The sequence below is a fragment of the Halorubrum ruber genome, assembly GCF_018228765.1.
Classification (GTDB): Archaea; Halobacteriota; Halobacteria; order Halobacteriales; family Haloferacaceae; genus Halorubrum; species Halorubrum ruber.
In genome coordinates, this window is record NZ_CP073695.1 from 779,569 (window position 1) to 797,873 (window position 18,305).

Sequence of the window (18,305 nt, forward strand, 5' to 3'; positions counted from 1 at the left end):
GATGACAATTTTCAAGGAAAAACTCGACGAGGAGTACGTCACCACCTCCGAGGCGAAGGAGATCCTCGTGGAGATCGAAGACGAGCGCGCGGAAGACGAGGACCGCGACCTCCGCTACGAGCTGGCTCGCGCGATCGAGCACGTCAACCGGTTCGCGGACCTCGACGCCGACGAGTCCCGCGAGCTCGTCGAGGAGCTGGCCGAGCTCGACCAGATCGACGTGCCGACCGCGGTGAAGATCACCGACCTGCTCCCCGAGGATCGCACCGAGCTCCGCTCGGTGTTCGCCCAGGAGCGCTACTCGCTCGACGGCGAGGAGCTCGACGAGATCCTCAACGTCGTCGCGAAGTACGCCTGATCGCGCCCCTCCCGTTGACGGTCGAGACGGACCCGCGCGTTTTCTCTCGCCTTCGACTGGACAGAGGCGGCCCTGTCTCGACCCCGAGGCGCGACCGCCGTTCTCAGCCGCTCCGTCCCGCTTCGACCACGATCGTTCCGAAGAGGCGTCGGTCGCGCTCGCGGACGGTCGCGCCGTCGTCGAGCGCGCGCCGCGCCGCGGCGGTCCGCTCGGCGAGCCGCCCGAGGGGGTCGTCGGTCGTCGCGTCGAAGAGGCGCCCGTTCAGCGCCACAAACGCTCGCAGCGCGGCGTTCGCCGCCCGGTTCCCCTCCGGGACGAACGCCGCGACGACGACGGCGTCGCTCAGCTCGCACCAGCGGCGCAAGACCGGGTACGGGTCGGAGAACAGCGACGTGACGAACGTCGCGAGGACGCCGTCCGCGGCCGCGACGGGCGGGCGCTCGGCGTCGGCCTCGACGAGCGAGACGTTCTCCCAGCCGCGCCGCTCGACCAGCCCCGCTGCCCGGTCGAGCATCCGGGGCGAGACGTCGACGCCGACGACGCGGCCGTTCGGCCCGACGGCGTCGCGGAGCGCGGGGAGGTTCACGCCGGGGCCGCAGCCGAACTCGACGACGGTGTCGCCCGGCGAGAGGTCCAGCGCGTCGACGCAGGCCGCGCGGACGCCGCCGACGGACGCCGTGGCCCGCGCGAACCAGTCGTAGGCGCGCGCCCAGGCGTCGTAGCCGCGCCGGATCCGGCGCAGGCGGTCGGGCTCCCGCTCGGCGGGCCCCGAGCGCGCCCGGTCGCCCGCCCCGTCGCCGCGGGTCACGGGTCGGCGCCGACCGCCGCCGGCGGGGTCTTCGGCCACCATCTCTCGGGCCCGTCTCGGGCGACGGTCGACTGACACCGCTCCGAGCCCTCGCAGCCCCGCGGCCGCTGGTAGGCTATCCCGCGCTCCGCGAGGTAGGTCACGTACCCGTCGTCGACGCGGTCTAACTTCTCGTGGCACACCCACCGCTTCCCGCAGGTCCCGGCCGCGACGTTCCGGTACGGACAGGTGAACCGCGTCTCCTCGATCCCGCCCGCCGACGCGGTCTCGTCGATCCGCACGCCGACGGTCCGGTACGCCAGCCGAAGCCGTCGGACGACCGCGCTCGGCGACGACGCGCCGAGGAAGAGGACGTGCGCGAGCGCGTACCCGAGGTCGTGGAGCAGCCGCTCGCCCCGCGTCAGCGACGCGCGGTCACCCCCCAGCCGCGACCGTAGGGTACCGTACCACTCCGCTATCTCGCGGACCTCGTCGCGCAGCGCGGCCGCCTCCGCGAGGGCCTCGCGGCGCTCTTTCAGGGGCGTCGGCCCGTCCGAGAGCCGGAACGAGGGCACCGCCTCGACGTGTTCGAGCACCCGCTCGCGGAGGCAGTCGCCGTCGGCGTGGGCCGCGGCGCGCCGCCTGAGCTCCGGGTACCAGTCCCGCGTCAGGGCGCCGTACGCGCCGTCGAGCAGGTTGTCGATCCGCGCGGCCTCCGCCGCCTCAGTCGTCTCGCCGCCGTCCGAGTCGCCCGCCTCCGGCGAGGGGCCCGGGAACACCTCGACGAGCCGCATCACCTCCGCCGGCTCCGGTTTTGCCATGGTACTACGTGGCACTCGACGCTCTTGAATCCGGCCGTCGGCTGACGCGGACGCCTCCGCCTCCCCAGCGGTTTTTTCACCGCTCGGAGCGATAAACGATACATGAACAACGCCGACGGCGACGGGACGCCGGCCGACGATCGGAGCGGGGGCAACGCCGCCGCGGACGACGCCGCCGCGGACGACGGCCCGACCGCCGTCCTGCTCGACGTGCTGCCGAACGGGCGTCCCGACGACGACCGCCCGCAGTCCAGTAAGTCGCCGGTGGCGTACGGGCTCGGCGTCGGTTCGTTCGCGCTGTACGAGCTGACGCTCGCCGACGGCGCGGACGTCTCGGTGGGCGACCGGATCGCGCTGGACGGGCCGGCCGTCGGCCGCTACCGCGAGGTGTCGTTCGACGACCTCACCCGGAACGCGGCCGCGGAGATCGAGTACGCCGCGGAGGCGATCGTCGAGGCCGACGAGGAGCGCTTCGTCGACTTCTACAACGAGGCGGGGCCGATCACCCTCCGGCTCCACCAGCTGAACCTGCTGCCCGGGATCGGCAAGAAGCTGCGGAACGACCTCTTAGACGAGCGGAAGCGCGGCCCGTTCGAGAGCTTCGCGGACGTCGAGGAGCGCATCTCCGGGCTCCACCGCCCGCGGGAGGTGATCCTCGAACGGATCGTCGAGGAGATCCGCGAGGACGACCTGAAGTATCGGACGTTCGTCGGCCGAGAGGAGTGAGCCGCGCCCTCCCTCGGCGGCCGCTCCGGTGACCCCGAAACGAGGCTTTTACCCGAACACCGCGTGTACCCCGGCTATGACCGACTCATCGACGGGTGAGGGCGCCGCGTACGGGAGTCGCGATCCCGACGCGCTCGCGAGGCGGGCCGGCTCGCGCGCCGACCCCGACCGCGACCAGCACTTCCTCGTCGACGACCGGGTCCTCGACCGGATTCCCGGCTACCTCCCCGAGGACGCCGACACCAGTCACGTCCTCGAGATCGGCGGCGGCGCGGGCGCGCTCACCGACCGGCTGCTGGCGACGGCGACGGCGACCGCGGACGCGACCGCCGACCGGGGCGCCGCCGACCCCGACCTCGGGCGCCTGACGGTGATCGAGCGCGACGGCGCCTTCGCCGAGTTCCTTCGCGAGGAGTTCGCGGCCGCGGTCGCCGACGGGCTGCTCGACGTGGTCGAGGGCGACGCGCTCGACGTCGATCTCCCGCCGTTCACCGCCTGCGTCGCCAACCTCCCGTACGGCGTCTCCTCGGAGATCGCCTTCCGGCTGCTCCCCGAGAAGAAGCCGCTCGTGTTGATGTTCCAGGCGGAGTTCGCCGACCGGATGGTCGCCTCGGCCGGCGAGTCCGAGTACGGCCGGCTCTCGGTGTCGGCGCAGCACTATGCCGACGTGGAGATCGTCGAGTGCGTCCCGAAGGAGGCGTTTGACCCGCAGCCGGCCGTCGAGAGCGCCGTCGTGCGCTGTACCCCGCGCGACCCGGACTACGTCGTCGGCGACGAGGCGTTCTTCCTCCGGTTCGTGAAGGCGCTGTTCACCCAGCGGCGAAAGACGGTGCGGAACGCGGTGCGGAACACGGCGCACATCTCGGGGCTCGACGACCCGGACGCGGTCGTCGACGCCGCGGACGAGGAACTCATGAGCAGCCGGCCCGGCACCCTGGAACCGGCGGCGTTCGCCGCGCTGGCGGAGCTTGCCCGGGAGCATGGGTCCCCGACGGAGGCGTGACGATGACGAGCTGGATCGGCGTCGTGACGGAGCTTCAGCGCGCGCTCGCGGGCAACTTCGAGCGGTTCGCCGCCTCGGTCGGGATCGTCGCCGCGGTGGTGACGGTCCGGTTCCTGACGGGGCGACTGAAGCACGGGGACCGGGACCTCAGCTCCACGCAGCGGCTCCTGCTGTCGGCGACGGTCGGCGTCGCGACCGCGGTCGGCGCGCTCACGCTGATCGCGGTGTGGGACCGGAGCGGCGCCCTCTTCGAGACCGCGCGGTCGGCGCTGAGCGCGAACCAGCTGTCGAACGTCGTGCTCGCGGTGATCCTCCTCGCGATCGCGTACGCGCTCACGGACTTCCTCGGCGGCGTCGTCCGCGAGGTCGGCGCCGAGAGCGCGTCGATCTCCAAACACCAGCAGGAGGTCATCCTCCGGATCACGCAGCTGACCGTCTACACGTCGGCGATCCTCGCGGTCGTCGGGCTGTTCACCGAGAACGTCGGCAGCCTCCTCGTCGGCGCGGGATTCTTAGGGATCGTGATCGGGATGGCGGCCCGGCAGACGCTCGGCGCGATCCTCGCGGGCTTCGTGCTGATGTTCTCTCGCCCCTTCGAGGTCGGCGACTGGGTGGAGATCGGCGACCACGAGGGGACGGTGACGGAGATCTCGATCATGAGCACCCGCCTCCGGTCGTTCGACGGCGAGGTGATCACGATGCCGAACGACGACGTCCGCTCGGGGTCGATCGTCGACCGCTCGCGCCGGAACCGGCTGCGGATCGAGGTCGAGGTCGGCGTCGACTACGACACCGACGTCGAGCGCGCGGCCGCGGTCGTCGAGGAGGCGGTCGCCGACGTCGAGGACGTCGCCGAGATGCCCGAGCCGAACGCCGTGACGAAGCGCTTCGACGACTCGGCGGTCGTGTTGGGGCTCCGCTACTGGATCCGGAACCCGAGCATGCGGAAGCGCTGGCGGACGCGGACCGCCGCGATGAACGCGATGAAGGAGGCGCTCGAAGACGAGGGGATCGTCATCCCGTTCCCGCAGCAGACGCTCTCCGCCCGTGCGGAGGGCGCGAGCGGGCCGCAGTTGGACGCGTCCGTCGAGGGCCGCGCGGCGACGCGCGGCGGGTCCGCGGACGGCGAGAACGACGGATCCGCGGACGCGGGCGACGGCGGCTCTGCGAGCGCGAGCGACGGCGGCTCGGAGGGCGACGGCCGATGACCGGCGGCGGGGACGAGGGAGACGGCGAGAACGGCCACGACGGCGGCGACCTCGCGGCGCTGCGCGGCGCCGACGACGCCACGGTCTACCAGCCCGCCGAGGACTCCGGGCTGCTCGCGGAGGCGGCGATCGAAGAGGCGCACGGGCGGGTGCTGGAGGTCGGCACGGGCTCGGGGTGGGTCGCTGAGCGGGTCGCGACCGAGCGCGACCTCGACGTGGTCGGCAGCGACCGCAACCCGCACGCGGCGCGGCAGGCCCGGGAGCGCGGCGTCGAGGCCGTCGTCGCCGACCTCCTCTCGCCGTTCCGCGAGGACGCGTTCGACGCGGTGTGTTTCAACCCACCGTACCTGCCGACCGACCCGGACAACGAGTGGGACGACTGGATGGAACACGCGCTCTCGGGCGGCGAGTCGGGCCGCGAACTCATCGAGCCGTTCCTCGCGGACGTGGGCCGCGTGCTCGCGCCCGACGGCGTCGTCCTCCTTTTAGTCTCCTCGCTCACCGGATACGACGAGGTGCTCGCGCTGGTCGAGGAGGCCGGGTTCGACCACGAGGCCGTCGTCGAGGAGTCGTTCCCCTTCGAGACGCTCACGGTGTTGGCGCTGCGGCGAGCGTAGCGCTCGACCGCGTAGAATAACTCAAAAGCATATTATACATTAGCAAATATTATACGACGGTATATCTAACGGACGGTGATGACCGAACGTGTCGCGGCGACGCCGGGGCTGTACCCGCTCCCGGACCGGGCGAAAGAGACGCTCTCCGACCTGAAGGGCCACCAGAAGGGGGACCTCCTGAGCGGCGACGAGAGCGAGGCGATCGTGGCGGAGTACGACGACGTGCGCGCCGAGTACGTCGACGACCAGCTGGACGCCGGCCTCGACCTGATATCCGAGGGGCAGGGCCGCTGGGACGACATGATCGCGCACCCGCTGACCGTCAGCGACGCCGTCGAGACCGGCGGGATCGTGCGGTACTACGACAACAACAACTTCTACCGCGACCCGCGCGTCGTCGACGACCTCGGCGTCTCCGGCGACGTGGCGGGCGAACTGGAGAAGGCCGCCGACCTGCTCGACGACGCCGACGGCGCCGCCGACGCGTCGCTCGCGGCGACGCTCCCCGGGCCGTACTCGCTGGCGGACCTCGCGACGGACGAGCACTACGGCGACGAGGCGGAGTTCCAGGCGGCGATCGCCGAGTTCCTCGCGGGCGAGGTCGCGGCGTTCCCCGACCACGAGACGCTGTTCCTCCTCGAGCCGTCGCTCGTCACGAACCCGCCCGCCGAGGGCGACGAGGAGCGCGCGACCGACGCGATCGCGACGGTCGCGGCCGAGACCGACGCCGACGTGGTCGTCCAGACGTTCTACGGCGCGCTCGACGAGAAGCTGTACGCCCACCTCGTCGACGAGGCGGGCGCGGACGCGCTCGGGCTCGACCTCGTCGCCGGCGACCGCGACGACACCGTCTACAACGTCCAGGAGTTCGGCTCCACCGACTCGCTGGCGCTCGGGCTCGTCGACGGGCAGAACACGCTCGTCGAGGAGCCGGAGACGGTCGCGGAGCGCGTCGAGTGGTTCGAGGAACAGATCCCCCTTGAGGGGTTCGACCGGACCTACCTCACACCCAACACCGAGCTGTTCTACCTGCCGACGAACAAGTACCGCGAGAAGCTGAACGCGCTCGCCGCCGCCGCGGAGGTGCTCGACTAATGGTCCGAAACCCAGCCGCCAACCGCGACCAGTTCCGCCCGCACGACCACCCGAACGACACGTTCCTGCTCTCGACCGTCGTCGGCTCCTACCCGAAGCCGAAGTGGCTCAACCGGGCCGACGAGCTGGTCGACGACCCCGACTCGAAGTTCGACGCCGACGACCTTCACGAGGCCCACGACGACGCCTGCCGGCTCATCACCCACGAGCACGAGCGCGCCGGGCTCGACACCGTCGTCGACGGCGAGATGCGCCGCAACGAGATGGTTGAGTTCTTCGCCGACCGCATCGACGGCTACGAGTTCAACGGCCCCGTGAAGGTGTGGGGCCACAACTACTTCGACAAGCCCAGCGTGGTCGAGGCGGTCGAGTACGACGAGCCGTGGCTCGTCGACGAGTTCGAGTTCACCTCGAACGTCGCCGAGCGCCCCGTCAAGGTCCCGATCACGGGCCCGTACACCCTCGGCTTCTGGGCGTTCAACGAGGCGTACCCCTCCACCGAGGAGCTCGTCTACGACCTCGCGGACCTCGTCAACGAGGAGGTCGAGAAGCTCGTCGAGGCCGGCGCGCGCTACATCCAGATCGACGAGCCCGCCTTGGCGACGACCCCGGAGGACCACGCCATCGTCGGCGAGGCGCTCGAACGCATCGCCGCGGGCATCCCCGAGGAGGTCCGCATCGGCCTCCACGTCTGTTACGGCGACTACTCGCGGATCTACCCCGAGATCAACGACTACCCGATCGACGAGTTCGACGTGGAGCTGTGTAACGGCGACTTCGAGCAGATCCCGACGTTCACCGACCCATCGTTCGAGCCCGACCTCGCGCTCGGCGTCGTCGACGCGCACACCGCCGAGATCGAGTCGGTCGAGGAGATCAAGCAGAACATCCGCCAAGGCCTCCGCGTCGTCCCGCCGGAGAAGCTCACCATCTCGCCCGACTGCGGGCTGAAGCTCCTCCCGCGCGACATCGCGTACGGCAAGACCGAGAACATGGTCACCGCGGTCCGCGAGGTCGAGGCCGAGATCGATTCCGGCGAGATCGACCTCGACAACCCGCTCGACGACTGAATCGGCGCTGTTTCGGGTTCCTCTGTCAGTCCGGTTCTCGCTGGGACGGCCGGGAGAACGCGATCGTTTTCTGTTCGATAGCGGGAGTACGTGTAGTACGTCGTGAGTGGAGTCGTTTATACAGAGAATTGGCGTGTTGCTGTCGGCTGTTTATAAATGAGTGACGCTGCTGCGGCGAGTGCCTCCAAAGCCCCAGCCGTCGAGGCGGGCGGACGCTCGCTGCGCTCCTCGTCACTCGCTTCGCTCGTTCCTGCGGTGCTTACGTCGCCTCCGCCCGCCTCGACGGCTGCCCCTTTGAGTCCCGCCCCGCACAGCACCTCACGCCTCCCCAGCCTCGCGGTTCGCGCTCTGCGAGCGCTCACCGCGTCCCTCGCGGGCTGGCTCGCGGCCTCCGCTTCGCTCCGGCCGCTCGCAGGCGCGCCACCGCACCCTTTTTTATAAGCGCTCGTCGCCGTCGCTCGTGGCTATTTAAATACCGTTTCGTCGCCATCGATCTGCGATACTCACTCCCGCTCTCGCTCGTCGCTGCGTCTGTACTGAGCCAGTGAGGTATCGAAAACGGTCCACCGGATCGCAACGGAGCCACCGACCCGCCGGCACCATCTATACAAAGCCGCCGCACCCACCGCCGACATGGATATCGGCGTGACCGTCGGCGACGACCTCGACCGCCTCGCGGCGTCGCCCGCGCGGTTCGACTTCTGCGAACTCGGCGTCGGCGAGCCGACGCTCGTCCCGGGCGAGATCGACCCGGAGCGACTCGCGGACGCACTCGCCGGCCGCGACCTGCTCGTCCACCTCCCCTACAGTCAGCGGCTGGCGACGTACGTCCCCGAGGTCAACGACGCCATTGTCGACTACCAGCGCCGGCTTTTAAATGCGGCCGGCGACCTCGGCGCCGAGAAGGCGGTCCTCCACGCCACCTCCGCCGATCGCGACGACGTGGACTTCCGCGAGACCGCCGGCGAGCAGCTCCGGCGAGTCGCCGACGCCGGTCGCAAGGCGGGCGTCGAGGTCGTCGTCGAGAACGTCGGCCACCAGCACGCGGGGCTCCAGCTCTCCGTCCTCGGCGACCTCGTTCGCGAGACCGGGACGCCGATCTGCTTCGACGTCGGCCACGCGTACATGGAGGGCGGCAACAAGGCGATCAAGCGATTCCTCCGGAGCCACGGCGACCGGATCTCGCACCTCCACTGTCACGACGTCCGCCGCCGCGGCGACACGCACCTCCCGGTGGGCGCCGGCGAGGTCGATTACGACCTCGTCGAGTCCGAGCTCGCGGGCTTCGACGGGACGGTCGCGCTGGAGGTGTTCACCGACGACGAGACGCTCCTCCTCGATTCGGCCGCGCGCGTCGCCGACCGGCTCGGCGTCTCCTTTTAAAAGTGTGACTCAGTTCGCCCGGTTGTCCGCGTTTTCGTCGCCCCCGTCGTCGTCCGCGCCGTCCGCGCTGGCGTCCGCACCGCTCTCTTCGTCTGGACCGCTCTCCGCGTCGTCGCCATCGTCGAGACCGTTCTCGCCCGCGTCCGAATCGACCTCGTCGCCGTCGATCTGGCGCTTTATCGACTCCAGCTCGGACTCGACGTCGACCTCCGGCGGGTCGTCGTCGTCGCCGGCCGCGTCGCCCTCGGCGCCGTCCTCTCCCCCTTCGTCGGGATCGGTCACGTCGATCTGAACCGGGCTCGCGTCGTCGCCCCGGTCGGACCGCGTCTCGTCTCGATCTCGGCTCCGATCGCTCCGGTCTCGGTCCCGGTGCCCGTCGTCTCGATCCCGCGTCTCGTCGTCTCGGCGCCGGTCGCGGTCCCGCCCGAGTCGCCGGTCTCGCGCCGCGTCCGCCTCGCGGCGCCCCTCGTCGATCCGGGACTCGATCTCCGCCGTGAGGTCGCGCGCGTCGGCGATGATCGAGCGCGAGGCGGCGTCCTCGGGGAGGTCGGCCTCCGAGAGCGCGGTCCGGAGCTCGGAGAGCGACCGCGAGAGCCCGGCGGTCGCGCCGTCGCGGACGTCCGCGAGGCGGTCGCCCGCCCCCTCCGCGCCCTCGGCGACGCTCCGGCCGGGGTCCGCGAGCCGGAGGGTGCCCTGAAGCAGTTCGAGGGACTTGATCGTCGTCTCCAGCAGGGCGATGAGCGTCGGGATGGTGTACTGTTCGGTGAACCGCACGAGCTCCGAGAGCCGCGGCGGCCGCGGGGGCCCGCGGCGGTCGCGCTCGGTCTCCCGGAGGTCGGCGCGGAGCTCGCCCAGCACGTCCTCGAGCTCGTCGAGCCGCTCCTCGAGGTCGTCGTCGCGTGGGTCGCGGGAACTCATGCCGCGTCGTAGGCGGTCCGCGAATAAAAAGCCCGGCAGCGCAGGCGATTCAGAACCCCTCGCGCAGGAAGGTCCGCCGCGGCGGGAACAGGGCGGCGAGGTCGGCCGCGAGCCCGTCGGGCGCGCCGTCGGCGACTTCGAGCGCGGCGTGCGCCCGGAGGTCGTCGACGTCGCGGTAGCCGGCGTACAGCTGCGAGAGAGCGCCGATGCCGGCGGTCACGTCGGGGGCAGCGGCAGCGGAACTATCCTCCCCGGAGTCGACCCGCTCGGCGTCGACTTCGCCGTCCGCGACGGCGACTCGGAGCGGCCGATTGTGCCAGTCGACGAGGGGATCGTCGACCGCCAGCGTGAACGCGGTCTCGACGCCGGGGTCGGGCGCGAGCGCGGTCAGCGCGTCGGGAACGTCGACGAGGCGGAACATCGGCCCGGCGCGGACCTCCTCGGTCACCGCGCGGGGGTCGTCGACGCGGTCGAGGACGCTCACGTCGACCGGGAGCCGCAGCCGGACGCGCTCGACCTGCGAGTCGTGGTCCCGGCAGAACCGGAAGACGCGGTCCCAGTCAGCGGGGTCGGCGACCGCGGCGTCGGAGACGACCATCGCGCGCCCGTCGCCGTCGTCGCGCTCCTCGAACGTGTACGACAGCAGCGCGCGGAGGTCGCTATCGCGCTCGAAGCCGTAGACGTAGGGGTCCGTCTTCCACCCGCGGAGGGTGCGCTCGCGCCACCACGCCTCGGTCCGCGCCATCGTGAAGTCGTAGCGCTCCGCGGTCGCGGCGAGGAGGTCGGCGGCCGCGTCGTGGTCGTCCTCGTCGAGCCGGCGGAACTCGCCCGCCTCGTCGCCATCGCCGTCGTCTCCCGCCGGGTCGGCGCTCCTCTCGGCCGCGAACGCTAACTGTTCCGGCGGGGTTTTCACCCAGCGGTAGCGGTTCACCGTCGCCCAGCCGTACCGGCGGTAGAACGGGTGCTCGAAGGGCCACAGCACGGAGAAGCGGACGCCGTCGCCGCGGTACTCCGTCAGCGACTCGCGGAGGAGCCGCTCGATGTGCCCCTGTCGCCGGTGTTCGGGCGGCGAGGCGACCGCGGAAAGCCCGGCAACGTCGCGGTCGCGCCCCCGGATCCGGAGCGAGAAGTCGTGGTGGCCGCACACCGCGACCGGCTCATCGCCGTCGAACAGTCCTCGGTAGTCGGCGAGGTGCTCGCGGTCGTCGTCGTCTTCCTCGGGGTCGTACGGTCCCTCCTCGGGGGAGAAGGCGTAGCGCATGAACGCGCGGAACTCGTCGTCGCGCTCCTCGGGGAAGGGCCGGTAGTCGAGCTCGCCCATACGCCGTCGGCGCCCGGGAGCCGCATAAGCCTTCCCGGCGCCTGCGTGTGGTTCTCACCCCTCGCTGCGAGGGGGACCAGTCGGCCCGCTCAGTCGAAGCGCCCGCGGCGGTACTGGACCGGCCAGTCGGCCTCCTCGCCGAGCTCGTGAGCGGCCTCCAGCGGCCAGTAGGGGTGCCGGAGCATCTCGCGGCCGAGCGCCACGAGGTCGGCCCGCTCGTTCCGCACGAGCGCGTCGGCGTGGGTCGGCTCCGTGATCCCGCCGACCGCGGCGACGGGCACGTCGGTCCCCTCGTGGATCGCCTCGGCGTACGGGACCTGGTAGCCCGGGCCCGCGCTCGGAATCTCCTGGTCGGGGTGGATCCCGCCGCCAGAGACGTCGATCAGGTCGGCGCCGGCCTCGGCCAGCAGGGGGGCCAGCCGCACCGAGTCGTCCACGTCCCACGAGTCGCGGTTGGGGAGCCAGTCGGTCGCGGAGATGCGGACGAACACCGGCTTGCCGTCGGGCCAGACCTCGCGCACGGCCTCGACGACCTCGCGCACGAGCCGGGTCCGGTCCTCGAAGCTCCCGCCGTACTCGTCGTCGCGGTCGTTGGTGACCGGCGACAGGAACTGGTGGAGCAGGTAGCCGTGGGCGGCGTGGACCTCCGCGACCTCGAAGCCGATCTCGTGCGCGCGCTCCGCGGCGGCCGCGAACGAGTCGATCACCTCGTCGATCCCCTCCCCGTCGAGCCCGTGGGTGTCGGCCAGTTCGTCCTCGTCGACGTCCGGGTGCGGGTACGGCTCGTCGGTCGCGGAGACGGTCTCCCAGCCGTCGGCCTCGTCGACGGAGATGGGACCGCTCCCCTCGGCCGGCGGGCGGTGCGACGCCTTCCGGCCGGCGTGAGCCAGCTGGATCCCCGGCGTCGCGCCCTGTGAGCGGACGAACTCGACGATCGGTTCGATCGCCTCGGCGTGGTCGTCGGACCAGATCCCGAGGCAGTTCGGCGTGATGCGGCCGCGGTCCTCGACGGCGGTCGCCTCCGTCATCACGACGCCCGCGCCCCCGGCGGCGCGGGCGCCGAGGTGGACCCGGTGCCAGTCGTTCGCCAGCCCCTCGTCGGCGGAGTACTGGCACATCGGCGATAGCATCACGCGGTTTCGGAACTCGGTGTCGCGAAGCGTAAGCGGCGTGAACAGCGTGTCGGTCACGGACGGACGAACGACCGCCCCGAGGTAAGTCCCTCCGATCCCCCGCGCGGATCGCCGCCGCCGGTTTAGGCCGACCGAAATCTATAACACCACCGGTCCCTGAGCGGACGGTAATGACAACGGGAGACCGGATCGAGCGGGACGCCGACGCGGCGGCCGACGAGCGGCCGACCGTCGCCGCGACCCGCTGTTCTCAGGAGCGGACCGTCTTCGCCGAACAGGGCAACACCGACGCGTGGATCGCGACCGACCTCACGGTCGACCTCGACCGCGAGCGATAGGGAGCTTCACGGCGCCTCTCGCGGACGGCAGCGTCCGCGCCGTGCGGCGCCGCCGCCCTCACTCCTCGGAGCGGAGCCGTTCCCCGGGCGAGCCGGGCGTCCGCGGCGTCTGCGCGACCGGCGGCTCGGCGCCTCCCGCGCGGCCGCCACGCTCGTCGACGAGCGCTCGGACCCGGTCCAACACTGCGTCGAACCGGCCGCGGTCGGCCCCCTTCTCGAAGTAGGCGTCCGCACCGGCGCCGAACGCCGCGGCCTCGCGCTCCTCGCTCGGACACGTGGTGTTGAAGACGACCGGCAGTCCGCTGCCCGCCCCGCGGAGCCGCTCCGTGAGCTCGATCCCGTCGCCGTCGGGCAGCAGCTGCTCGGTCACGACGCAGTCGACCGCGACCCGCTCCCCGTCGATTTCGACTCCGGCGTCGAGAGCGTCGAGCGCGTCCGCGAGGCGCTCCACGGAACGAACTCGCACGCGGTCGGTGAGCCGCGCCGCGAACACCTCCAGCAGCTCGGCGGAGCGCGCGTCGGGCTCGACTTGGAGGACGGTGATCGGCGCTCCGCGGTCTTCCGCGTCGGCCTCGGGCGGCTCGGTTCGATCGGCGGCTGCGTTCGCGGCTGCGGACGTGTCGGACGGCGGTGTGGTGTGGTCGGTCATGCGTTGTGTGGCGGGCGACGTCTCGTCGGAGGGCGACTTACTACGTCGGTAGTTACTTTCTTCGTACGTAATCGCCGCGGGGTCGTAATAATAATACCGCGATCACCGTTGTCACACCGCTTAGCGCCGACTATTCGGTGGTATTACTACGAAAACACCGGACGAGAACGGGACGGGTACTCGATCGCGCGCCCGCCCCTCCGATCGCGGGGACGAGCCGCGGGAACGGCCGCTCAGGCGAACAGGTCGCGCGCCTCGCGGACCGCGTCGACGAGGGCGTCGACCTCCTCGACGGTGTTGTAGAAGTAGAAGGAGGCGCGCGCGGAGGCGGCGACGCCCATCTCGTCGTGGAGCGGCTGGGTGCAGTGGTCGCCGGCGCGGATCGCGACGCCGTAGTCGTTGAGGATGCTGGAGAGGTCGTGGGCGTGGACGCCCTCGACGTTGAACGCGACGAGGCCGCCGCGGTCGTCGCCGGGCGGGCCGTAGATCTCGACGCCGCCGAGCGCCTCCAGCTCGTCGTAGGCGTACTCGGCCAGCAGGTCCTCGTGGGCCTCGATCCGGTCCATCCCGACCTCTTCGAGGTACTCGATCGCGGCCGCGAGACCGATCCCCTGCGCGATCGAGGGCGTCCCGGCCTCGAACTTCCACGGGAGGTCCTCCCAGGTGGAGTCCTCGAAGGAGACGCGGCGGATCATGTCGCCGCCGTAGAGATAGGGTTGCATCCCCTCTAAGATCTCCTCGCGGCCGTAGAGGGCGCCGATCCCGGTCGGGCCGCACATCTTGTGGCCGGAGAAGGCGAGGAAGTCGACGTCTAACTCCGCGACGTCGACGGGGCGCGTCGGCACCGACTGCGCGGCGTCGGCGAAGATGTAGGCGTCGTGATCGTGGGCCATGTCGGCCAGCTCGCGGATCGGGTTCACCGTGCCGAGCGTGTTCGACACGTGGACGACGGACACCATCTCGGTGTCGTCGTCGATGAGTTCCGCCGCGTGGTCCATGTCCAGTCGCCCCTCGTCGGTGACGTCGATGAAGCGCACGTCGGCGCCGGTCCGCTTACCGATCTGCTGCCAGGTGACGAGCGAGGCGTGGTGCTCCATCTCGGAGAGGACGACGTTGTCCCCGGGACCGAGCTCTTCGAGGCCCCACGCGTAGGCGACGAGGTTCATCGCCTCCGTCGTGTTCTTCGTGAAGACGATCTCCTCGCGGCCTTCGGCGCCGATGAAGTCGGCGACAGCGTCGTGAGCCTCCTCGTAGGCGACCGACGCCTCTTGGCTCAGCTGGTGGATCCCGCGGTGGACGTTGGCGTTGTAGCTCCGGTAGTAGTCGGAGATGGCGTCGACGACCGGGTCGGGCGTGTGCGAGGTCGCCGCGTTGTCGAGGTAGACGAGGGGAGTGTTGTCGCCCTCGCCTTCCCCGGCCGTCTCCGGGTCCCCGCCGACTTTCCGATCGAGGATCGGGAAATCGGCGCGGAGCGCCTCCACGTCGAACGGGTACTGTTCTTGAACTCCCATTACCCCTAATCGGGGCCCGAGGACTAACACACCTTCGGTCCGGTACGTCTTGCAGGTATCGCTGACGCGCGGAATCGCGCGTTTCGCGGCGGTTCGCGCCCGAACTCGCCCCGCACTCGACCCGGCCCGGACCGCCCCCCACCTACTCCTGCCAATCGGGGTTCGCGCGCGGCGGCGAGAAGATGTCGAACCCCACGACCGGCTCGTCGGTACGGTTCTCGGCCGCGTGCGGCTCGCCGCCGGGGATCACGTAGGTGTCGTCGGGGCCGACGACGCGCTCCTCGCCGTCGACGACGAACGTCAGCCGCCCGGCCGTGATCACGCCGATCTGCTCGTGCGGGTGGTCGTGTTCGGGCACCGTCGCGCCCGGTTCGATCTTGAACCGCTGGATGCTCATTCCATCGCCGACGGCGCCCTGCGTGAGGAACACGTCGTCGACCGCCTCGACCGCCTCGACGTCCGCGTCGGGTACGACGTCCATACGACCTCCCGCGACCCGGAGGCACCTAAATCCGCGGGAACGAGAGGCTCCCCCTCGTCACGAGAACGGGACGCCCGTCACGGGAACGGGTGGTACGGTCGGTCGAGCGCGGGCTCGAACCCCATCGACCGCGGCACCTCGCTCGCGCGGTCGCCGAAGAACGGCTCGCCGGTGAACAGCGGCTGCGCGCCGGGAACTAGGACGCGGACGGCCTCGAACCCCAGCGCTTCGAGGTCGCGGGTCGTCACCCGCGCGACGTACGGGTCGAGCCCGACGCTCTCGACGCGGTCGATCGCGGCGTCGAGCTCCTCGGTCCCCGACAGCTCCGGCTCGCCGAGCCCCTCGGCCGAGACGGTCGCGTCCGGGTCGAAGAACGCGGCCGTCTCCGCGGGGCGGTCGGCGTGGTGACCGATCGCGGCGCCCTGCTCGTCGGCCGCCTCCCGCCCCATCGAGCGGAGCTCGGTCCAGTTCTGGAGCGCCTCCGCGAGCGCGCTCCGCGCCGCCGCGGCCGGGTCGAGGTCGGCGCCCGACCCCGCGGCGAACCGCGGCCAGTCGCCCGTTCGACTCACGCCGACCGCGACGACCGGCACGTCGACGTCGGTCGTGACGAGCAGCGGGGTCACCGACAGCGACTCCGCGCGGGCCCGCTTCTCCAGCTCGGCGAAGCCGGGGTCGTCGAGGTCGAGCCCGAGCGGCTCCGTCGTGGAGTACCAGCTGGTCATCGTCGCGTCGCGCTCGATCGCCTCGTACAGCCCGGAGAGCGCGGCGTCGGGTCCGGAGCTACCGAGCCCGAGTCCCGTCGTGATCGCCGGGCGATACCGGTTCTCCGGCGGCGGGAAGCCGACGAACTCCGCCGGGAGGCTCGCGGGGTCGCCAGTCACGAGCGACTCGCCGCGGACCCACGGGAGCCGGTCGTCGCGGTCGTACGCCTCGGCGCCGTCGGGGCGGACGAACGCGTCCGGGGTGACCGGGTTCGGGACGTTCGCGGCCGGCGCGCGCGTGAACTCGGCCTCGCGGTAGACGCCGGCCGCGTACCGCTCTAACCCCTCGCCGAGCGCCTTCATGAACGCGGCGTCCCAGTCGGCGGCCGCGCCGCCGCCGAAGTCGGCCGCGTCGGCGTCGGAGAAGGGGGTCGTGTCCGCCACCCGCGCGACGTAGTACGGCAGCGGGAACGACTCCTGCTCGCCGACCTCGCGCAGCGCGCCGATCCGGGGGTCGACGGCCCGCTCCGCGCGGTCGATCGCGTCGTCGAGCCTCCGGTCCGCGTGGTCGCGCGGGAGCGCGTCGCCTGGGTCCGCGCCGCAGCCGCAGCCCGGCGCGGGCAGCAGCGTCCGCTCGGCGCCCGGCACCTCGACGACGGTGTCGGCCACCGGGTCGCCGGCGAGGAGTCGAATCGCCCGTCGCCCGGCCACCGCGCCGGCGTAGCGCACCGCGGACCGACGGCCGGCCGGCGCGTCCGCCGGCTCCGGGCCGCCGCTCTCGACGCGGACGCGCAGGCAGTCGTAGCAGGCGTCGTCGAAGACGGTCACCGCGGCGTCGAGGTCGTCGAGGGGGACGCCGCCGAGCCCACCCACCTCGACGGCGATCCAACGGTCGAGCAGCTCGTTCGCGGTCGCGAACGTCGACGAGCCGGCGGTGTCGACGACGACCGCGAGGTCGAACCCGTCGAGCAGGTCGGCCTCGACGGGCATCGCGTTCACGTCGACGTCGCCGAGCGCGGCCTCGGTCGCCTCGACCGCGGGCCCGTCGCCGACAAGTCCGATATCCATACCCGGTCGACGCGAGGCGGCGAAAAAAAGGCGCGGGGTCCGCGGCGGGCGCCCGGACGCGTGACGTGATTGCGGCGGGAACGAGAAAGGGTGTTGCTGCGGCGAGAACGGGAAACGGCCTTCAGGCGGGCGTCGCGGCCATCATCTCTGCGGCCTCGTCGGCCAGCTCCGCGGCGTCGACGCCCTCGAGGCGCTCGTCGCCGAGCTTCAGGCGGAGCCGGGGGCGGCCGACGTCGATCGGGACCTTCTCGGTGTCGATGATGCCGAGGTCCTCGAGGCGCGTCTTCGTCCGGGAGAACGTCGCCTTCGAGGCGATGCCGACGTCCTCGCCCCACTTCGAGATGTCGTAGAGCAGCACGTCGTTCTTCGCCGCGACGAGCAGCGAGACGGTCACCTCGTCGAGGTCGGCGCCGCCGTCGCGCTCGGTCGCGTCGAGGACGGCGTCGAAGTCGGCGCGGGCCGCCTCGCCGATCTCCGATTCCATCGTCTCGCGGACCCGGCTGATCGCCGGCGTGCGGAGCGTGTACGGCTCCGCATCGTCGAACGCGCCGCGATGGGAGTCGTACACCTCGTCGACGAACTCCTCGTCGTCGGTCGAGAGCGCGGCGACGCCGTCTCCCGCGGTGACCAGGGCGACGACCCGGGACGGGGAGACGAACAGCGCGTTGTCGACCTCCCCGTCGAGCACCCGGATCTCTAAGGCGCCGTCGGCGACGAGGTCGGCCGCCCGGGACGCGACGACGAAGTCGTCCATGACGTCCTTGAGCGTGCGCTCGTCGGCGAGCATCGACAGCTCCGGGAGGTCGTCCCGCCCGACCGCGGTCTCGACCAGCGATACGATCGTCTCCGCGGAGGGGTCCACGACGAGCAGCTCGTCGTCGCCCCCGGCGAACGCCGCTTCGAGCGCCGCCTCGACGTCGGCCGCCAGTAAATTCGACACCATTTATCTCTTCGTATAAAAGCCGGTTGCGTATTTAATATTAACGGGGTTTATGTAACGAACAACGCACGCAGCAGGCCTCAAACCACCGAAAACGGCCGATACGACCGGTCGAAAATCGCCCCCCGTCTCGGGGTCGCTTCCGGGCCGACAGTCTTCTCTCGGGCCGGCGGTTTC

The 18,305-nt window shown here is 71.3% G+C and carries 19 protein-coding genes; 9 read left to right on the plus strand and 10 right to left on the minus strand.

Annotation, left to right across the window (positions count from 1 at the left end):
- The first annotated feature begins 1 nt into the window (after position 1).
- Positions 2-358, plus strand: coding sequence for an RNA polymerase Rpb4 family protein (locus J7656_RS03790; RefSeq protein WP_017343962.1), 357 nt, complete (start codon positions 2-4; stop codon positions 356-358).
- 103 nt (positions 359-461) lie between these two features.
- On the opposite strand, the gene J7656_RS03795 is transcribed toward J7656_RS03790, so the two are convergent.
- Positions 462-1,205 carry a class I SAM-dependent methyltransferase gene (locus J7656_RS03795; protein ID WP_211554546.1) on the minus strand — a complete coding sequence of 248 codons (744 nt, stop codon included), beginning with the start codon at positions 1,203-1,205 and terminating at the stop codon, positions 462-464.
- The gene (locus tag J7656_RS03800) at positions 1,163-1,966 is read right to left on the minus strand and encodes a hypothetical protein (protein ID WP_017343964.1); all 804 of its coding nucleotides are present in this window, start codon (positions 1,964-1,966) and stop codon (positions 1,163-1,165) included. Before J7656_RS03800 ends, J7656_RS03795 begins: the two co-directional genes overlap by 43 nt.
- Before the next feature lie 102 nt (positions 1,967-2,068).
- Between J7656_RS03800 and J7656_RS03805 the strand changes: the two genes are divergently transcribed.
- The 7 genes from J7656_RS03805 to J7656_RS03835 all read left to right on the plus strand — a co-directional run bounded on the left by J7656_RS03805 (position 2,069) and on the right by J7656_RS03835 (position 9,068).
- Complete coding sequence (locus J7656_RS03805) at positions 2,069-2,692, plus strand: DUF655 domain-containing protein (RefSeq protein WP_017343965.1); 624 nt, start codon at positions 2,069-2,071, stop codon at positions 2,690-2,692.
- Between the two features lie 76 nt (positions 2,693-2,768).
- Positions 2,769-3,695: a 16S ribosomal RNA methyltransferase A gene (locus J7656_RS03810; protein ID WP_211554157.1), complete on the plus strand. Its 927-nt coding sequence runs from the start codon at positions 2,769-2,771 to the stop codon at positions 3,693-3,695.
- Positions 3,692-4,903, plus strand: coding sequence for a mechanosensitive ion channel family protein (locus J7656_RS03815; protein ID WP_017343967.1), 1,212 nt, complete (start codon positions 3,692-3,694; stop codon positions 4,901-4,903). The genes J7656_RS03810 and J7656_RS03815 overlap by 4 nt, the downstream gene beginning before the upstream one ends.
- On the plus strand, positions 4,900-5,520 hold the full coding sequence (locus J7656_RS03820; RefSeq protein ID WP_017343968.1) for a HemK2/MTQ2 family protein methyltransferase: 621 nt from the start codon (positions 4,900-4,902) through the stop codon (positions 5,518-5,520). Before J7656_RS03815 ends, J7656_RS03820 begins: the two co-directional genes overlap by 4 nt.
- Before the next feature lie 78 nt (positions 5,521-5,598).
- Positions 5,599-6,615: a 5-methyltetrahydropteroyltriglutamate--homocysteine S-methyltransferase gene (locus J7656_RS03825; protein ID WP_017343969.1), complete on the plus strand. Its 1,017-nt coding sequence runs from the start codon at positions 5,599-5,601 to the stop codon at positions 6,613-6,615.
- Positions 6,615-7,685 carry a methionine synthase gene (locus tag J7656_RS03830; RefSeq protein ID WP_017343970.1) on the plus strand — a complete coding sequence of 357 codons (1,071 nt, stop codon included), beginning with the start codon at positions 6,615-6,617 and terminating at the stop codon, positions 7,683-7,685. Before J7656_RS03825 ends, J7656_RS03830 begins: the two co-directional genes overlap by 1 nt.
- A gap of 633 nt (positions 7,686-8,318) precedes the next feature.
- On the plus strand, positions 8,319-9,068 hold the full coding sequence (locus J7656_RS03835) for a sugar phosphate isomerase/epimerase family protein (RefSeq protein ID WP_211554158.1): 750 nt from the start codon (positions 8,319-8,321) through the stop codon (positions 9,066-9,068).
- Between the two features lie 9 nt (positions 9,069-9,077).
- Here J7656_RS03835 and J7656_RS03840 read toward each other — a convergent pair whose 3' ends face one another.
- The 3 genes from J7656_RS03840 to J7656_RS03850 form a co-directional block, all read right to left on the minus strand.
- Entirely contained in the window at positions 9,078-9,986 is a 909-nt protein-coding gene (locus J7656_RS03840) for a DUF7547 family protein (RefSeq protein ID WP_211554159.1), read from the minus strand.
- Between the two features lie 49 nt (positions 9,987-10,035).
- A complete protein-coding gene (locus J7656_RS03845; protein WP_017343973.1) occupies positions 10,036-11,307 on the minus strand; it encodes a GNAT family N-acetyltransferase in 1,272 nt (423 codons plus the stop codon).
- An 89-nt stretch (positions 11,308-11,396) separates the two neighbouring features.
- On the minus strand, positions 11,397-12,497 hold the full coding sequence (locus J7656_RS03850) for an NADH:flavin oxidoreductase/NADH oxidase (RefSeq protein ID WP_211554160.1): 1,101 nt from the start codon (positions 12,495-12,497) through the stop codon (positions 11,397-11,399).
- 113 nt (positions 12,498-12,610) lie between these two features.
- Here J7656_RS03850 and J7656_RS03855 point away from each other — a divergent pair, with 113 nt between their 5' ends.
- Positions 12,611-12,778: a hypothetical protein gene (locus J7656_RS03855; protein ID WP_017343975.1), complete on the plus strand. Its 168-nt coding sequence runs from the start codon at positions 12,611-12,613 to the stop codon at positions 12,776-12,778.
- Between the two features lie 58 nt (positions 12,779-12,836).
- On the opposite strand, the gene J7656_RS03860 is transcribed toward J7656_RS03855, so the two are convergent.
- The 5 genes from J7656_RS03860 to tbsP all read right to left on the minus strand — a co-directional run bounded on the left by J7656_RS03860 (position 12,837) and on the right by tbsP (position 18,131).
- Entirely contained in the window at positions 12,837-13,427 is a 591-nt protein-coding gene (locus tag J7656_RS03860; protein WP_017343976.1) for a response regulator, read from the minus strand.
- A gap of 233 nt (positions 13,428-13,660) precedes the next feature.
- Positions 13,661-14,938 (minus strand): aminotransferase class V-fold PLP-dependent enzyme, encoded by a 1,278-nt coding sequence (locus J7656_RS03865; protein ID WP_017343977.1) that lies wholly within the window; start codon positions 14,936-14,938, stop codon positions 13,661-13,663.
- Between the two features lie 142 nt (positions 14,939-15,080).
- Positions 15,081-15,419: a cupin domain-containing protein gene (locus tag J7656_RS03870; protein ID WP_017343978.1), complete on the minus strand. Its 339-nt coding sequence runs from the start codon at positions 15,417-15,419 to the stop codon at positions 15,081-15,083.
- A gap of 77 nt (positions 15,420-15,496) precedes the next feature.
- Positions 15,497-17,188 carry a YcaO-like family protein gene (locus tag J7656_RS03875; RefSeq protein ID WP_211554161.1) on the minus strand — a complete coding sequence of 564 codons (1,692 nt, stop codon included), beginning with the start codon at positions 17,186-17,188 and terminating at the stop codon, positions 15,497-15,499.
- A gap of 121 nt (positions 17,189-17,309) precedes the next feature.
- Positions 17,310-18,131, minus strand: coding sequence for a transcriptional regulator TbsP (gene tbsP, locus J7656_RS03880; RefSeq protein ID WP_017343980.1), 822 nt, complete (start codon positions 18,129-18,131; stop codon positions 17,310-17,312).
- Positions 18,132-18,305 lie beyond the last annotated feature (174 nt).

Bases quoted from the DNA above. Each gene is read 5' to 3' on its own strand.
- J7656_RS03790 (WP_017343962.1), top strand. From the start codon at position 2: ATGACAATTTTCAAGGAAAAACTCGACGAGGAGTACGTCACCACCTCC.
- J7656_RS03800 (WP_017343964.1), bottom strand. From the start codon at position 1,966: ATGGCAAAACCGGAGCCGGCGGAGGTGATGCGGCTCGTCGAGGTGTTC.
- J7656_RS03805 (WP_017343965.1), top strand. From the start codon at position 2,069: ATGAACAACGCCGACGGCGACGGGACGCCGGCCGACGATCGGAGCGGG.
- J7656_RS03810 (WP_211554157.1), top strand. From the start codon at position 2,769: ATGACCGACTCATCGACGGGTGAGGGCGCCGCGTACGGGAGTCGCGAT.
- J7656_RS03820 (WP_017343968.1), top strand. From the start codon at position 4,900: ATGACCGGCGGCGGGGACGAGGGAGACGGCGAGAACGGCCACGACGGC.
- J7656_RS03825 (WP_017343969.1), top strand. From the start codon at position 5,599: ATGACCGAACGTGTCGCGGCGACGCCGGGGCTGTACCCGCTCCCGGAC.
- J7656_RS03830 (WP_017343970.1), top strand. From the start codon at position 6,615: ATGGTCCGAAACCCAGCCGCCAACCGCGACCAGTTCCGCCCGCACGAC.
- J7656_RS03835 (WP_211554158.1), top strand. From the start codon at position 8,319: ATGGATATCGGCGTGACCGTCGGCGACGACCTCGACCGCCTCGCGGCG.
- J7656_RS03840 (WP_211554159.1), bottom strand. From the start codon at position 9,986: ATGAGTTCCCGCGACCCACGCGACGACGACCTCGAGGAGCGGCTCGAC.
- J7656_RS03845 (WP_017343973.1), bottom strand. From the start codon at position 11,307: ATGGGCGAGCTCGACTACCGGCCCTTCCCCGAGGAGCGCGACGACGAG.
- J7656_RS03855 (WP_017343975.1), top strand. From the start codon at position 12,611: ATGACAACGGGAGACCGGATCGAGCGGGACGCCGACGCGGCGGCCGAC.
- J7656_RS03860 (WP_017343976.1), bottom strand. From the start codon at position 13,427: ATGACCGACCACACCACACCGCCGTCCGACACGTCCGCAGCCGCGAAC.
- J7656_RS03865 (WP_017343977.1), bottom strand. From the start codon at position 14,938: ATGGGAGTTCAAGAACAGTACCCGTTCGACGTGGAGGCGCTCCGCGCC.
- J7656_RS03870 (WP_017343978.1), bottom strand. From the start codon at position 15,419: ATGGACGTCGTACCCGACGCGGACGTCGAGGCGGTCGAGGCGGTCGAC.
- J7656_RS03875 (WP_211554161.1), bottom strand. From the start codon at position 17,188: ATGGATATCGGACTTGTCGGCGACGGGCCCGCGGTCGAGGCGACCGAG.
- tbsP (WP_017343980.1), bottom strand. From the start codon at position 18,131: ATGGTGTCGAATTTACTGGCGGCCGACGTCGAGGCGGCGCTCGAAGCG.